Raw genomic sequence first — 12,997 nt, 5'->3', positions numbered from 1 at the left:
GCGGGCGCTTCGGGGAACCGGGGCGCCCGCTGGTGCTGACGCCCGGCGGGCTAGTGGCTGACTTTGGGTGGATAGTGGTCGTCGCTATTGGTTTGGCTGGTCGCCGATATATCGGATGATGAGCGAACCGTCTGGCCGACCGCGACCGCCGAAGCGTCTGCGAGTTTGACCGTCGATCTTTGCCGTATGAACGGTGACTATTAGGTCATTCGGCGAGGTCCATTTCACCTCGGGATTAGGCGTGGCTATGAGGTCGCTTTTCAAATCCTCAATAAAAAACCAACCGTCATCGCCCTGCGGAGCAGCGTCGAGGCGCAACCGAAACGCGTTGCTCTCACCGTCATTATAACTATCCGTGAGCAGGGTCGCTCCGTAAGACGAATGGCCGGGCGCCGGGACGGGCGTTTTCGTCTCGGAGTGCTGAGAGCATCCCGGCAGTAGCAGGTAGCCAAATAGAGCCAGACGCGTGATCGACATCATCGCCATTTATCGCGAAAGATGCCTGTCTGCTATTGGGGCGTCTGCCGCCGCCCTCACCCCAAAAAGAACACGGCCGCGGCACCCCCCGATGCCGCGGCCGTCTCCCGGTGACGAAGCTGGCTTAAGGTCAGGCGACCTGCGCCGCTTCTTCAGGTTCGCGCAGCACATAGCCGCGACCCCAAACGGTCTCGATGTAATTCTCGCCTTCGCATGCCAGGCTGAGCTTCTTGCGCAGCTTGCAGATGAAAACGTCGATGATCTTGAGTTCCGGCTCGTCCATCCCGCCATAGAGGTGGTTGAGGAACATTTCCTTGGTGAGCGTGGTGCCCTTGCGGAGCGACAGCAGCTCCAGCATCGCATATTCCTTGCCGGTCAGATGCACCCGCGCGCTATCGACCTCCACGGTCTTGGCGTCGAGGTTCACGGCCAGCTTGCCGGTCTTGATAACCGATTGCGAATGGCCCTTTGATCGGCGCACGACCGCATGGATGCGGGCGATCAGCTCTTCGCGGTGGAATGGCTTGGTGACGTAATCGTCGGCGCCGAAGCCGAACGATCGCACCTTCGAATCCATCTCATTGATGCCGGAAAGGATCAGCACCGGCGTGGTGACGCGCGCGACGCGGAGCCGCTTCAGCACATCATAGCCGTGCATATCCGGCAGGTTGAGATCGAGCAGGATGATGTCGTAATCATAGAGCTTGCCGAGATCCAAGCCCTCCTCACCGAGGTCCGTCGAATAGACGTTGAACCCCTCGGTCGAGAGCATCAGTTCGATCGCCCTGGCGGTCGTCGGCTCGTCCTCGATCAGCAGCACCCGCATCTGATATTCCCCGTTCGAGACCGCGACGAGCCTCCTCCCGGCTCGAACGCGTCAGAATCATTAACCAAATACTGTCTGAACGCAAAAGGTTAATTTCGACTTAAGCGAGGGATTCCGGCGAGTCGCGAGGGCGAATCGCCGAATCAGCGCATTTCAGCGCGTGCCATGTGGCATATCCTCCCCAAGGGTTTCGCGGAGGTAAAGGCTGCGAACGAGCGTGAAAATCACCACCAAGAGCGCGGCGGAAAAGAACAGGCCGAAAATGCCGAACACCGCGCCGATCGCCAGAATCGCAAACAAGGTTACCGCCGGCGGGATCGCGATCACCCGGCTGGTAACGAATGGCGTGACGAAATTGGTCTGCACCAATCGCACCAGCGCGAACACCACCAGCGCCCAAATCACCGACGAAGGCCCCTGGGTCGCCGCCAGCCCAAGCGCGGGCAGCATCGCCGCGAGCGGGCCGATATAGGGAATGAATTCCGACAGGCCGGTAAGCAGCCCCAGCGCGGCGGCGGACGGAACGCCAATCGCCCACAGCCCGAACCCGACGAGCAACCCCATCGTCGTCATCTGGATCAATTGCGCGCGCAGCCACAATCGCAGCGTGGAGGCGACGTCGATCAGCGCGTCATCGATCGCGGCGCGCTTCGAGGGCGGCATCAGCAGCAGGAAGCCGCGTTCGTACACCCCCGGATCGACCGCGAAGAAGATCGCGCCGACCAGCACCAGCAACGCGTTAAGAAATATCTCCCCCACCCCTTGCGCCAGGCCGCCGATATCCTGGGCGATCCGGCTGCCGGCGAAAGCGGAACGCACCGCATCATCGATCTTTGCGCCGACCGGCGACTGCGACATATAATGGCCAAGCTCAGCGATCATCGCCGGCAACCGCGCGACGAACATGTTGACCTGCTCGCGGAAGGCCACCCCGAACAGCCAGCCAAGAAAGGCGATCAACGCCAATACCGTCGCGATCGACAGGCTGAGCGCGAGCTTCGCCGGCATCCGCAGCCGCTCGCGATAGATTTCGGCGATGGCGTGGATCACGATCGCGCCGAGCACCGAGCCAAATGCGAGGATCAGCAGGTTGCCCGCGACATAAAGCGCGGCGAGCACCGCGATGACCAGCGCGACGAGAAACAGCCGCCGGATGAAGCGGGCATCAGCGTCATCGGGGGCGAGACGGCTCATCGCGGGCGAAGGTGCCAGAAAAGCGCCGCAAGCAACAGCGGCTTTGGCGCCCCAAGGCGCCCCGGAACGACGTCCGGCCTGCCCGCCCGCCTGCCTTCCCTCCGGCGCTTTATCGGATGACGACGCGGGGCGCTCGATCCGCGCTAGATGTCGTGGACAAGACGGCCGTACAGTTCGGGCCGGCGATCACGGAAGAAGCCAAAAGCGGCGCGGTGGCGCTTGACCCGATCCAGATCCAGCGTCGCGGTGATCACGCCCTCCTCGGCGCGATCGAGTTCCGCGAGAATATCCCCGCGCTCGTCACAGATGAAGCTGGTGCCGTAAAAGGTCTGCCCCACGCCATCGGACAGGCCCTCGGTGCCGACCCGGTTGGCGGCGATCACCGGCACGACATTCGACACCGCATGGCCGACCATCGCCCGGCGCCACAGCCGCGCGGTATCGAGCCCCTCGTCATGCGGCTCATTGCCGATCGCGGTGGGATAGAACAGCAGCTCCGCGCCCATCAGCATCAGCGCGCGCGCGGTTTCCGGATACCATTGATCCCAGCAGATGCCGATGCCGAGCTTCGCGCCCGGCCCGTCCCACACCTTGAACCCGGTGTTGCCGGGGCGGAAATAGAATTTCTCCTCATAGCCCGGCCCGTCCGGGATATGGCTCTTGCGATAGACGCCCGCGACCTTGCCATCGGGATTGACCATCGCGAGGCTGTTGTAATGGTGCGGGCCGTCCGCTTCGAAAAAGCTGGTTGGAATCCACACCTTCAGCTCGGCGGCAAGCGCCTGCATCGCCGCGACGGCGCGATGCTCGCCGACGGGCTTGGCATTGGCGAACAGCCCCTCATCCTCGACGCGGCAGAAATATTCGCCCTCGAACAGCTCCGGCGGCAGGATCACCTGCGCACCCTTCCCCGCCGCCTCACGGACCAGGCGGGAGACGTTGCGGATATTGCCCTCCAGATCATCGGAGAAGGCGAGCTGAAGTGCTGCGACATTGATCTCGGTCATGCGCGCGCATGTAGGCGAAGTGTGGGGCTGCGCCAATGGCGGGAAGGAATTCGGAAGCGGCGGCATTCCCCCAATTATCGTCCTTACGGGCAGTGCGGTTCGATACCGATTGTCGCCGGTGCGCAGGCGCGACCGCGTGGAGAAAGCGGCGTGCCTCCATCAATTTGTACCGTTTCAGCACAGGTTGCGCCGATCGAGCGGGAAATTTCATTCCGCGGGACAGATTTGCGGAAATTATTGGCCTGATGAGAAAACGGCGTATTTTCGTCTCATAAAACCACTGATATCGATCGCCACAGTATCAGTAAAAACACGTTGATAAAATCTGCGGCCAATGCGCCGCAAGAGGGGATTTATTATGAAGTTCTTATTATCGGGCGCCGCGTGCATTGCGCTGGCCTTATCAGCTCCGGCGGACGCCACGATTACCCTTACAGCGATTCCGGCCGCCGGCGTAAACATGTCCAATATTCATGTCGGCGATACTTTTAATATCGAATTTTATCTCGGAGGCGCTCCGGGAGAGCATTTTACCGGCGACGGCGTGGGAGTGGGATACTCGGCTGGAATTACGGAGAAATTTGTTTCCGATGGACCGAATTATCTCGCGGATGCTTCAACGAATCCGCTGTTATTCGTATGGAATTTTACCGCGATCGGTGCTGGCCCGGCGACCGTGGGCGGGTTCTTTAGTTCCGCTTCCGACCGAACATGGTCCAACAGTTTCCATTTCACAGTATTTTCCGCCGCCCCCGAGCCTGCCACTTGGGGCCTGATGATCCTCGGCTTTGGCGCAGTGGGCGGCATGATGCGCCGCAAGAGCGCGATGAAGACCAACATCCGCTTCGCCTGACATCAAGACGGGTCGCGAAAGGGAGTCCGCCAGGGAAACTCGGCGACTCCCTTTCGGCCAATGCCGCACGAATATTAGGTCATGGCTTTCGGGATTGTCGAGGTTCGGCTCCTCCCACGCTCGGACGGCCCTACTTCCGCTCCCACACCTTCTCACCACCGACCCATGTCTGCTGCACCAAGGTCTTGCGCAATTCAGTCGGGCTGGCGTTGAGCGGATCGCGATCGACGATGATGAAATCGACACGCTGGCCCGGCGCGAGGATGCCGAACTTGTTCTCGGCGAAGGCGGCATAGGATGCGCCGCCGGTATAGGCCCACCACGCCTGTTCGCGCGTCACCGCCTCTTCGGGACGCCACCCGCCGTAAGGCTGGCCATCCGCATCCTGCCGTGTGAACCCCGCCGCCCAGCCGGCCCATGGATCGGGCTTTTCGACCGGGGTGTCGGAACCGAAGGCGAGCTTCGATCCGTTCGCCAGCATGGATTTCCACGCATAGGCCCCCGCCAGCCGCTGCGGGCCGAGCCGCGCCTCCGCCATGGTCCGATCGCTGGTCTGGTGGATCGGCTGCATCGAGGCGATCGTGCCGAAATGCCCGAACCGCGGCAGATCGGCGGAATCGACGATCTGGGCATGTTCGATGCGCCAGCGGCGATCGCCGGTATAGGTATCCGACAGCGCCTGAATCGCATCCAGCACCTGCCCGTTGGCGCGATCGCCGATCGCATGGACCGCGACCTGAAAGCCGTCCATCGCGGCGCGGCTCATCTGGTTCTGCAATTGCGCATCGGTGTTGAAACCGAGGCCGGACTGGCCCGGCGCATCGGCGTAAGGCGCCTTCAGCCACGCCCCGCGCGATCCCAGCGCGCCATCGGCGTAGATCTTCACGCCCCCCATCCGCAGCCGATCGCCATAGAGCCACGGCGTCGGCCCCTTGCCGCCGACGCGGCTCGCCGTCTCCATGCCGCGCGCATAGCTCATCACGCGGATGCGCAGCGCGCCGATATCGGCCATGCGGCGATAGCTCAGCCAGTCGTCGAGCGTCGTGCCCATGTCGGCGATCGCGGTGACGCCATAGCCAAGCAGCACCTGCTGCGCGGCGAGGAAAGCGGCGTCGCGCTCCTTGGGCAGTGGCGGCGCGATCACCTTGGCGATCAGTTGCGTCGCGGCGTCCACGAACACGCCCGCCGGCTGGCCGCCGGCGCCCTTTTCGATCCGGCCGCCCGCCGGCGTCGCGGTGGCGGCGGTGACGCCCGCCTCCCGCATCGCGGCGCTGTTCGCCCAGCCGGCATGACCGTCGGCGCGCTCCAGCCACACCGCGCGATCGCCCGAAACGGCATCGAGATCGGCGGCGGTGGGGAAGCGCCCCAGCCCCCATTTCTCCTGATTCCAACCGCGCCCGATGATCCATTTCCGATCGGGATTGGCGGCGATATAGGCGGCGATCTTCGCCTTGGCCTCGTCGAGCGACCCGGTGTCCGAGAGATCGAGCGACATCGCCGCGAAGCCCAGTTCCTCGACATGTCCGTGCGCGTCGATGAAGCCGGGCAACAGCACCTTGCCCTTCATGTCCGCCCGCCAATCGTATCGCGGGCCGGGATCTTTCTTGGTCGGCTTGTGCGGCTCTTCGTTGACGGGGACGAGGCGGACGACCTTGCCGTCCTTGTCCATGACGATCGCCTTGAAGCGCGTGACCTGCCCGTTGCGATCGAGCGTGATGCCTTGCACATTATCGATCAGCGCATCAGCCAGCGCCGCCGTCGGGAACAGCGCGGCGACCGCCGCGAGCAATGCGCCCCTCACTTCGGCAACCGCCGCACCAGCGCGCTGGTATCCTGCCGCCCGCCGCCCATCTTCTGCACTTCGGCATAGAATTGATCGACCAGCGCGGCGACCGGCAGCACCGCCCCGCTGCGCTTCGCCTCGTCGAGCGCGAGGCCCAGATCCTTGCGCATCCAGTCAATCGCGAAGCCGAAATCGAATTCGTCCTTCGCCATCGTGCCCCAGCGATTGACCATCTGCCAGCTCTGCGCCGCGCCGCCGGATACCGCCTCGAACACCTTGTCGAGATCGAGATCGCTCGCCTGCGCGAAACGCAGCGCCTCGCTCAAACCCTGCACCACCCCGGCGATGCATATCTGGTTGACCATCTTGGTCTGCTGCCCCGCCCCCGCCGCGCCGACATGGACGATGCGCGCGGCATAAGGCTCCATCACCGCGCGCGCACTGGCCATCGCGGCGTCACTGCCACCGCACATGATCGAAAGCTGGCCCTTCTCCGCACCCGCCTGCCCGCCGGAAACCGGCGCATCGACGCACAGCCCGCGCGCCGCGGCGAGCCGCCGCGCGATATCGGCGGAAACCGTGGTGTGATCGATGAACACCGCATCCTCGCGCATCGCGGCAAAGGCACCGTCGGCGCCCAGCGTCACCTGTTCCAGATCGCCGTCATTGCCGACACAGGCGACCACCGCATCCGCGCCTGCGGCGGCCGCCGCAGGCGTGTCGGCCACTTTCAGCCCGGTCGCCTCCGCCTTTCGGCGGGTGCGGTTATAAACGGTGACGTCATGTCCGGCGCGGGCAAGATGCCCGGCCATCGGGGCGCCCATGACGCCGGTGCCGATGAATGCGATCCTCATGGCCGTGGGGATTAGGCGGAGTTTCCACGGCGCGCCAGATGGTCTACGCGGCGCTGTGTTGCGATCGGTCCCCACTTCGGCCGGGATGCACAGGCGTTGCCATCAGTAAATTAGCGTGAACGGAGGTTATGTTGGCCAGTCTTGCCACGAACGACGAGTCCCTTCCCGTCTCCATCGAGGACGTGCGTGCCGCGCACATGCGGATTCGCGACTCGATCGTGCGCACGCCGACGCTGATTAGCCGCACGCTTTCCCAGCTTACCGGCGCCAACATCTATCTGAAGTTCGAAAACCTTCAGTTCACCGCCGCCTATAAGGAGCGCGGCGCGCTCAACACGTTGCTCCAGCTTTCGGACGAGGCCAAGGCGCGCGGCGTGATCGCGGCATCGGCGGGCAATCATGCGCAGGGCCTGGCCTATCACGCCAACCGGCTCGGCGTACCGGCAACGATCGTCATGCCGACGACGACGCCGATCGTGAAGGTAACGCAAACGCAGGGCCATGGTGCGACCGTGGTGCTGGAAGGCGATACGTTCGACGCCGCTTATGCCCATGCCCGCACCCTGGAAGCCCGCGACGGCTACACGTTCATCCACCCGTTCGACGACCCCCGCGTGATCGCGGGGCAAGGCACGGTCGCGCTCGAAATGCTGGAGGATGTGCCGGATATCGACGTGTTTCTCACCCCGATCGGCGGCGGGGGCCTGATCTCCGGCATGGCGACGGTGGCGGCAGCCGCGCCCCGCCCGATCGAGGTGATCGGGGTGCAGGCGGAGTTGTTTCCGTCGATGTATAACCGAATCCACGGCACCCATATGCCGTGCGCCGGCGATACGCTGGCGGAGGGCATTGCGGTCAAGGAGCCGGGCGGCATCACCGCGCGCATGGTGAAGGCGCTGGTCGACGATATCGTGCTCGTCTCCGAGCGCAGCCTGGAGGAAGCGGTCAGCCTGTTGCTCCAGATCGAAAAGACGGTGGTGGAAGGCGCGGGCGCCGCGGGACTCGCCGCGCTGCTGCAACATGGCGAGCGTTTCCGGGGCAAGACGGTGGGCGTCGTGCTGTGCGGCGGCAATATCGACACGCGGCTGCTCGCCAACGTGCTGCTGCGCGATCTGGCGCGATCTGGCCGACTCGCGCGGCTGCGCATCCGGCTGAAGGATCAGCCGGGCTCGCTTTTCAACGTCGCGCGGATTTTCGACGAACAGCGCGTCAACATCATCGAGGTGTATCATCAGCGCGTCTTCACCTCGTTGCCGGCGAAGGGCCTGATCGCGGACATCGAATGCGAGGCGCGCGATCGCGATCACCTGAACCGGCTGATCGCGGCGCTGCGCGAGGGCGGATATGAGGTGAGCCAGGTCGAAGCGGGCTGATTTTCCCCCTCTGGAATGGCGGCCACGGTCGCGTTAACCTCTATTCGTGGTTAACGGGCTTTTCACGATTGAGTTGAGGATTCATATCCTGTCGATACGGCGCGAATCCGCGCACCGGGCAGAAGGATATCGTCGGTGACAGCGCCATTTCGCTTTCCGCGTTTCTTCGTGACCAGCCCGGCGCCCTGCCCCTATCTGCCCGACCGGCAGGAGCGGAAGGTGTTCACCGAACTGACCGGCCCGCATGCCGGCGAACTCAACGACGCGCTGGGCCGGATCGGTTTCCGGCGGAGCCAGTCCGTCGCCTATCGCCCGTCGTGCGCAGGATGCACGGCATGCGTGTCGGTGCGGGTGGTGGCGCATGATTTCGAGGCCAATGGCTCGCAGCGCAAGCTGATCCGCCGCCACGCCGATCTGGAAGTGACCGCGTGCCGCCCATGGGCGACCGACGAGCAATATCAATTGCTCCGCCGTTATCTCGCCGCGCGACATCCCGGCGGCGGGATGGCCGGGATGGATGAGACGGATTACGCCGACATGATCGAGCAATCGCCGGTCAATTCGGTGATCGTGGAATATCGCGAACCTTCGGTAAACGGCGCGCAGGGCCGCCTTGTCGGCGCGTGCCTCACCGATCGTCAGGCGGACGGACTGTCGATGATCTACAGCTTCTTCGCCCCCGATGAGGAGGAGCGGCCGGGGCTCGGCAACCTCATCATCCTCGATCACATCCTGCGCGCGCGCACCGCAAGGCTGCCCTATGTCTATCTCGGCTATTGGGTGAAGGGCTCGCCGCGGATGGAATATAAGACGCGCTATCGCCCGCTGGAGGTGCTCAGCCCGCGCGGCTGGGCGCTGCTGTCGGAGGATGAAGTGGTCGCCTGACCACCGCGCTCACTCGCCCGGCAAGGCGGCGAGCATATCGGGCGTCAGCAATTGCGGCAGCACACGCGGTTCGCGCGCCCCGGGGGCGTACCATAGATAGAGCGGCACGCCGGCGCGGTTGTTCGCCTCGATGAAGCGGCCGAGCGCGGGATTGCCATCGGTCCAGTCGCCGACCAGCACCGCGACCTTGCCCTTGCCGAACGCGCTGGCGACCCGCTCCGTCTCGATCGAGGTCTTTTCGTTGACCTTGCACGTCAGGCACCAATCGGCGGTGAAATAGGCGAACACGGGGCGCCCTTCCGCGCGCAACGCGGCGAGCCTCGCCTCGCTGAACGGCTCCGCTCCCGCGATCGCCACCGCCGGAGACGCGGCGGCCGGGCGCAGCAGCACGACCGCCACGAGCGCGAGCGGCAGCGCCGCCAGCGCCGGCCAATAGGCGCGCTCGACACCGGCGATTTGCCGTCGCCCCGTCCACCATAAGGCCAGCGCGAGCAGCAGCACCGCGCTCAGCACGAGCATCAGCCCGTCCGTTCCCGTCTGCCGCCCGACCACCCAGGCGAGCGCCAGTGCCGTCAGGAACATCGGCACCGACAGGATACGCCGCATTCGCACCATCCACGCACCCGGCTTCGGCAAGCGGCGGCGCAGCGCGGGGATGAAGCCGATCAACAGGAACGGCAATGCGATGCCCAGCCCCAGCCCGGCAAACACCAGCATCGCCGCGATCGTCGGCAGCACCAGCGCCGCGCCCAGCGCCGCGCCCATGAACGGGCCGCTGCACGGTGTCGCGACGAATGCCGCGAGCGCGCCGGTGGCGAAGGCGCCGGTCGTGCCCGATCCTGCGGCGAAGCGCGGGGTCGGCAGCTCGAACAGCCCCGCCAGATTGAACGCGATCCCCGCGACGAGCAGCAACAGCAAGCCGATCACGCGCGCGTCCTGCAACTGGAATGCCCAGCCAACCACGGCACCGCCGGCACGCAACGCGAGCAACGTGCCACCCAGCGCGAGGCAGACGAGGATCACCCCCGCCGCATAGGCCAGAGCCTCGCGCCGCGCGGCCCCTTCGGTTTCGCCCGAACGTGCGAGGCTCAATGCTTTGAGGCTCAGGATCGGGAAGACGCACGGCATGACATTGAGCAGAACGCCGCCGAGCACCGCCCCGGCAAATGCCGCCAGCGCGGCGAACCACAGGCCGCCACTCGTCGCTGCCGCGATCGGCGCGACCACGCCGGGTTCCGCGACGATCGACAGCCCGCGCCCGTCTCCGGTCGCCAGCACGCCCTCGATCCGGCCGGATGCGGGAGCCGCCGCGGCTTTGGTTTCGATCACCAGCCGATCGCCTTCGCGCGCCATCCTTTGCGGGGCGGCGAAATCGACCGTGCCCGATTCCAGCGGGTAGAAATAAACGTCTTTCGCCGACGCATCCGCCGGGAAAGGCACGCCAAGCCGGAAGGTGCCGCCGCTCGCCGCCCATGTCGCGCTCGCGCCGAGAGGCCTCGGCAGCGCGCGCCGCCACGCGTCGAACTTCGTGCGGAGCGCGGGATCAGGCGCGCCGTCGCCGATCGTCAGCAAGGTTTGCAGCGTCTGCGTTTCGGGGACGCAGAGATCGTTGGTGCAAACGAGATAGTCCGCCTTCACGCTGATCGGCAGCCGCGTGCCCGCCGCAAGCCCCCCCGGGATCTTCACATCGACCAGCATCGCGAACGGCCGCTCGAACACATAGTTCATCAGCCCCGCGATCAGCAGCCGCTGCGGCACCGGATAGCGCAGCTCACCCGCCGTCGCGCCCACCGGAAGCTGCCATTCGAGCCGCGTGCCGACGCCCGCGTCGCCGGGGTTCTGCCAATAAGCGTGCCAGCCGGGCGCGGGATCGGCGTCAAACGCGAGCGTCACCGCCTGCCCCGCGGCGGGTTGCGAGGTTTCGGCCACCAATTGCATCGCGACATGCCGCTGTGCGGCGGCGGGAATCGCGGCCAATGTCATCAGACCGACCATGAAGGTGGCTAACCACCCCAACCACGCTTGCCTCGCTATCATGGCGCGGACATACCGTGGCCCACGAATTATTGCACCAAGGACCGAGAATGAAAGTTCGGATCGCCGCCCCGCTTGCCCTGATCGCCGCTACTCTCGCCAGCCCGGCGCTCGCGCAACAGGCTGCTCCCGTTGCCGCCCCCGCGCCCGAAGCCGCCGGGCCGCGCGCCGCGCCGAAACTGATCGTCGCCATTTCGGTCGATCAATTCTCCGCCGATCTGTTCGCGCAATATCGCAATCGCTTCACCGGCGGCTTCGCACGGCTGCTGAACGGCGTGGTGTTCCCATCCGGTTATCAGAGCCATGCCGCGACCGAAACCTGCCCCGGCCATTCTACGATCCTGACCGGTATGCGGCCCGCGCATACCGGGATCATCGCCAACAACTGGCTGGATCAGAAGGCCGGCCGCGCGGACAAGATGATCTATTGCGCGGAAGACGAGCGCGTTCCCGGCACCGATCACAACAATTACACCGCATCCGATCTGCACCTGAAGGTGCCGACCCTGGGCGAGATGATGAAGGCGGGCAACCCCGCCACCCGCGTCGTGTCTGTCGCGGGCAAGGATCGCGCGGCGATCATGATGGGCGGCCACAAGGTCGACGAATTGTGGTTCTGGGACGGCAAGACCTTCGCCTCTTATGCCGGCCGCCAGACGCCGCCGACCGTGGCGCGCGCGAATGCCGCCGTCGCCGCGCTGATCGCCAAGCCGCAGGGGCCGCTGCCGCTGCCCGGCTGGTGCGCGGCGATCTCGCGCCCGATCCAGGTGGGCGGACAGACGCTCGGCACGGGGCGGTTCGAGCGCGCGGCCGGCGACGCCAAGGCGTTCCGCGCCTCGCCCGCGATCGACAGCGCGGTGCTGGGCATGGCCTATGGGCTGGCCAAGGACATGAAGCTCGGCACCGGCGCCTCGCCCGACCTGCTGATCGTCGGCCTGTCCGCGACCGATTATGTCGGCCATGCCAACGGCACGCAGGGCAGCGAGATGTGCATCCAGATGAACGAACTGGATCTCTCGCTCGAAACCTTCTTCGACGCGCTCGACGGGCTGGGCGTGGATTATGAGGTGGTGCTGACCGCCGATCACGGCGCGCACGACATGACCGAGCGGCAGATGCAGCACGCCATGCCGATGGAAACCCGCGTCGACGCGTCGATCGCGCCGAAACTGGTCGGTGCGGCGATCGGCAAGGAACTGGGCATCGCCGGCCCGGTGCTTATCGGTGGCGAAGGCGACGTCTATGTCTCCAGCGATGTGCCCGCCGCAAAGCGCGCCGCCGTGGTCGCCAGCGCGGTGAAGCGTTATACGGCGATGCCGCAGATCGCCGCCGCGCTGACCCGCGAGCAGATCGCCGCGACCCCGATGCCGAAGGGGCCGCCGGAAAACTGGACGCTGCTGGAACGCGCCCGCGCCTCCTACGACGCGGAACGTTCGGGCGATTTCCTGCTGATGCTCAAGCCGCGCGTCACGCCGATCCCGGTGCCCGGCCCCGGCTATGTCGAAACGCATGGCAGCCCGTGGGATTATGATCGCCGCGTGCCGATCCTGTTCTGGCGCAAGGGGATCGCCGGGTTCGAACAGCCGCTGTCGGTGGAGACGGTGGATATCGTGCCGACGCTCGCCGCGACGATCGGGCTGCAGGTGAACGGCCTGGACGGGCGCTGCCTCGATCTCGACGCCACCGCCGCCTCCACCTGTCCGCGTTAACG

At 65.4% G+C, this 12,997-nt stretch carries 11 protein-coding genes; 4 read left to right on the top strand and 7 right to left on the bottom strand.

Annotated features, from left to right (window positions below; genetic code table 11):
- Window positions 1-84: 84 nt before the first annotated feature.
- From P0Y64_10730 to aguB, 4 genes are all read right to left on the bottom strand, one after another.
- Complete coding sequence (locus tag P0Y64_10730; GenBank protein WEK41883.1) at window positions 85-486, bottom strand: hypothetical protein; 402 nt, start codon at window positions 484-486, stop codon at window positions 85-87.
- Between the two features lie 121 nt (window positions 487-607).
- Entirely contained in the window at window positions 608-1,303 is a 696-nt protein-coding gene (locus P0Y64_10725; GenBank protein ID WEK41882.1) for a response regulator transcription factor, read from the bottom strand.
- 153 nt (window positions 1,304-1,456) lie between these two features.
- Window positions 1,457-2,497, bottom strand: coding sequence for an AI-2E family transporter (locus tag P0Y64_10720; GenBank protein ID WEK41881.1), 1,041 nt, complete (start codon window positions 2,495-2,497; stop codon window positions 1,457-1,459).
- A gap of 143 nt (window positions 2,498-2,640) precedes the next feature.
- The gene (gene aguB / locus P0Y64_10715) at window positions 2,641-3,504 is read right to left on the bottom strand and encodes an N-carbamoylputrescine amidase (GenBank protein ID WEK41880.1); all 864 of its coding nucleotides are present in this window, start codon (window positions 3,502-3,504) and stop codon (window positions 2,641-2,643) included.
- Between the two features lie 358 nt (window positions 3,505-3,862).
- Here aguB and P0Y64_10710 point away from each other — a divergent pair, with 358 nt between their 5' ends.
- A complete protein-coding gene (locus P0Y64_10710; protein WEK41879.1) occupies window positions 3,863-4,357 on the top strand; it encodes a PEPxxWA-CTERM sorting domain-containing protein in 495 nt (164 codons plus the stop codon).
- 130 nt (window positions 4,358-4,487) lie between these two features.
- Here P0Y64_10710 and P0Y64_10705 read toward each other — a convergent pair whose 3' ends face one another.
- On the bottom strand, window positions 4,488-6,158 hold the full coding sequence (locus tag P0Y64_10705; protein ID WEK41878.1) for an amidohydrolase family protein: 1,671 nt from the start codon (window positions 6,156-6,158) through the stop codon (window positions 4,488-4,490).
- Window positions 6,155-6,994 carry an NAD(P)-dependent oxidoreductase gene (locus tag P0Y64_10700; protein ID WEK41877.1) on the bottom strand — a complete coding sequence of 280 codons (840 nt, stop codon included), beginning with the start codon at window positions 6,992-6,994 and terminating at the stop codon, window positions 6,155-6,157. Before P0Y64_10700 ends, P0Y64_10705 begins: the two co-directional genes overlap by 4 nt.
- Before the next feature lie 131 nt (window positions 6,995-7,125).
- On the opposite strand from P0Y64_10700, the gene P0Y64_10695 reads away from it, so the two are divergent.
- Together P0Y64_10695 and P0Y64_10690 are read left to right on the top strand one after the other, a co-directional pair.
- On the top strand, window positions 7,126-8,367 hold the full coding sequence (locus tag P0Y64_10695; protein ID WEK41876.1) for a threonine ammonia-lyase: 1,242 nt from the start codon (window positions 7,126-7,128) through the stop codon (window positions 8,365-8,367).
- Window positions 8,368-8,502: 135 nt separating this feature from the next.
- Entirely contained in the window at window positions 8,503-9,252 is a 750-nt protein-coding gene (locus P0Y64_10690; protein ID WEK41875.1) for an arginyltransferase, read from the top strand.
- A 9-nt stretch (window positions 9,253-9,261) separates the two neighbouring features.
- On the opposite strand, the gene P0Y64_10685 is transcribed toward P0Y64_10690, so the two are convergent.
- Window positions 9,262-11,247: a protein-disulfide reductase DsbD family protein gene (locus tag P0Y64_10685; protein ID WEK45034.1), complete on the bottom strand. Its 1,986-nt coding sequence runs from the start codon at window positions 11,245-11,247 to the stop codon at window positions 9,262-9,264.
- Between the two features lie 89 nt (window positions 11,248-11,336).
- On the opposite strand from P0Y64_10685, the gene P0Y64_10680 reads away from it, so the two are divergent.
- Window positions 11,337-12,995 carry an alkaline phosphatase family protein gene (locus P0Y64_10680; GenBank protein ID WEK41874.1) on the top strand — a complete coding sequence of 553 codons (1,659 nt, stop codon included), beginning with the start codon at window positions 11,337-11,339 and terminating at the stop codon, window positions 12,993-12,995.
- The last annotated feature ends 2 nt before the right edge of the window (window positions 12,996-12,997 follow it).

The organism is Candidatus Sphingomonas colombiensis (genome assembly GCA_029202845.1).
Lineage (GTDB): Bacteria > Pseudomonadota > Alphaproteobacteria > Sphingomonadales > Sphingomonadaceae > Sphingomonas > Sphingomonas colombiensis.
Note: the sequence above shows the minus strand (reverse complement) of the source record. Positions and strands in the feature narration are given on the sequence as shown.